Consider the following 2456-nt stretch of genomic DNA (forward strand, 5'->3'; position numbering starts at 1 on the left):
ACAGCTGAAGGCGGCGCAAGGGGTCGGTTGGGCCGATAACAAAATTCTGGAAAATGCGGGCATCCCGACCTTCTCCGGCCGATACAGCAGCCTGTTTCGCCTTATCAACGACGGCGACAAGATCGACTTCTTCCCGCGCGCCCTGGTGGAGATCTTCGCCGAGCGCAGCGAGCTGGTGGCGCAGTATCCCAACCTCGCTATCGAGCAGCATCTGCTGATCCGCTACCCCTTCGCCCAGTTCTTCTTCGTCAGCCCCGAATACCCCAAGCTGGCCAAGGCGATTCAGACCGGGCTGGAGCGGGCCTATGCCGATGGCAGTTTTATGAAGTTCTTCCATGACAACCCCAAGATCCGCGAAGCGCTCGCCAGCGCCAACCTCGATCAGCGGGTCACCATCGCCCTGCCCAATCCGGATATGACCCCGTTGCTAAAATCCATTCCGGCCCAATATTGGGAGTATCCACCGCAGGGATAAGCATCCCGAGCGCCTGGCCACGAAGGTCAGGCCGCGAGAACACAGTGCGCCAGGGAGGTGCCATGAAGGGAATCCAGGAGTGGTTTGCGCAGTACGGCCAGAGCCATCGCAATCCGATAAACGTCGCCATCCACAAGCTGGCGGTGCCGGGCATCTATCTCTGCTCGCTGGCTCTGCTCTGGTGTCTGCCACACGGGCCCTTGCCAGAGCCCCTCAATTGGGCGGCAGTGGCGGCCATTCCGGTGCTGCTGTTCTATTTGCAGCTGTCGTTTTCGCTGTTCGCGGGGATGGCCGGGCTGACCGCGCTGGGACTGTGGATCTGCCACCAATGGCAGGGGCCGCTGTTGTGGCCCGCGGTGGCGGCGTTCGTGCTGCTCTGGATAGCCCAGTTTGTCGGCCACAAGATCGAGGGCAAACGCCCCTCCTTCCTCGCCGACCTGCAATTTCTGCTGATAGGCCCCGCCTGGGTGCTTGCCAGCCTCTATCGTCGCCTGGGCATTCCCTATTGAGGAGTGCCGGGCCAACAGGAGAGACCATGACACATAACCACACGCGACATAACGCCCTGCGCCGCGCCCTGCCCCTGCTGCTGGGGGCCCTGTTTGCTGGCCCGGCACTGGCCGACAAGGCCGACCCGGTCGGTGAAGTGAGCACCGCCTTCAAGCTGTTTGGCCCCAACCACAAGATCCTGGTGGAGGCGTTCGACGACCCGCGCATCGACGGTGTTGCCTGCTATCTGGCGCGCCCCAAGACCGGTGGTGTAAAAGGCGGGTTGGGACTGGCGGAAGATCCCTCCCACGCCTCCCTGTCGTGCCACCAGATCGGCCCCATCACCCTGCCCGAAAAACTGAAGGCGGGAGAAGAGGTGTTCGATGTCAGCACTTCACTGGTGTTCAAGGAGCAGAAAGTGGTGCGTTTTTACGACAAGAAACGCAATGCACTGGTTTACCTGACCTACAGCACCAAACTGGTGGATGGTTCGTACAAGAGTGCAGTCAGCGCCGTTCCCATTATGCCGTGGGGACAATAACCAGCCGGTTTGTCCGGTGATAGCTGACCCATTTTGTTGTAATTTGACGACACACACGCTGCGGAGCACATACCATGAAAGTCGCCGTATTCAGTACCAAGAGCTATGACAAAGAGCATTTCAACCAGGCCAACAGCCAGTACGGCTTCGACCTGGAGTTTTTCGATGTGCGGCTGGAGGCCAAAACGGCCCGACTGGCTCACGGCTTCCCGGTGGTGTGTCTGTTCGTCAATGACGATGCCGACCGCGAGGTATTGACCGAACTGGCTGCCAACGGCACCCAGGTGATCGCCCTGCGCTGCGCCGGTTACAACAACGTGGATCTGGCCGCTGCCAAAGAGCTGGGGCTGAAAGTGGTACGAGTGCCCGCCTACTCCCCCGAGGCGACCGCCGAGCATGCTGTCGGCATGATGATGTGCCTCAACCGCCGCATCCATAAGGCTTATCAGCGCACCCGCGACGCCAACTTCTCGCTGGAAGGGCTGGTCGGCTTCAACATGCATGGCAAGACCGTTGGCGTCATCGGCACCGGCAAGATCGGTCTGGCCGCCCTGCGCATCCTCAAGGGGTTCGGGGTTCGCCTGCTGGTGAACGATCCTTACCAGAATCGGGCAGCCATCGAGCTGGGTGCCGAGTACGTGGATCTCGATACCCTGTTCCGCCAATCCGACATCATCAGCCTGCACTGCCCGCTGTTCAAAGAGAACTACCACCTCTTGAACAAGGAGGCGTTCGCCAAGATGAAGGACGGGGTGATGATCATCAACACCAGCCGTGGCGGCCTGCTCGACTCCAACGCCGCCATCGAGGCGCTCAAGACTTCCCGCATTGGCTCGCTGGGGCTGGACGTCTACGAAGAGGAAGAGGATCTCTTCTTCTCCGACAAGTCCAACGAGGTGATCACCGATGACGTATTCCGCCGTCTGTCCGCCTGCCACAACGTGCTGTTCA

The 2456-nt window shown here is 60.4% G+C and carries 3 protein-coding genes and 1 pseudogene; all 4 read left to right on the forward strand.

The features are described 5' to 3' along the window. Positions 1-475: pseudogene (locus DBR30_RS22365) on the forward strand (hypothetical protein); the annotation flags it as partial. A 62-nt stretch (positions 476-537) separates the two neighbouring features. Further along, positions 538-984: an Mpo1 family 2-hydroxy fatty acid dioxygenase gene (locus DBR30_RS16080; RefSeq protein WP_108541110.1), complete on the forward strand. Its 447-nt coding sequence runs from the start codon at positions 538-540 to the stop codon at positions 982-984. 26 nt (positions 985-1010) lie between these two features. Next, complete coding sequence (locus DBR30_RS16085) at positions 1011-1505, forward strand: CreA family protein (RefSeq protein ID WP_005355485.1); 495 nt, start codon at positions 1011-1013, stop codon at positions 1503-1505. 74 nt (positions 1506-1579) lie between these two features. After that, positions 1580-2456, forward strand: an 877-nt coding sequence (locus DBR30_RS16090) for a 2-hydroxyacid dehydrogenase (protein WP_108588429.1), incomplete at its 3' end; no start/stop codon positions are given.

Source organism: Aeromonas sp. HMWF017 (genome assembly GCF_003061465.1).
GTDB classification, from domain to species: domain Bacteria; phylum Pseudomonadota; class Gammaproteobacteria; order Enterobacterales; family Aeromonadaceae; genus Aeromonas; species Aeromonas veronii.

Bases quoted from the DNA above. Each gene is read 5' to 3' on its own strand.
- DBR30_RS16080 (WP_108541110.1), top strand. From the start codon at position 538: ATGAAGGGAATCCAGGAGTGGTTTGCGCAGTACGGCCAGAGCCATCGC.
- DBR30_RS16085 (WP_005355485.1), top strand. From the start codon at position 1,011: ATGACACATAACCACACGCGACATAACGCCCTGCGCCGCGCCCTGCCC.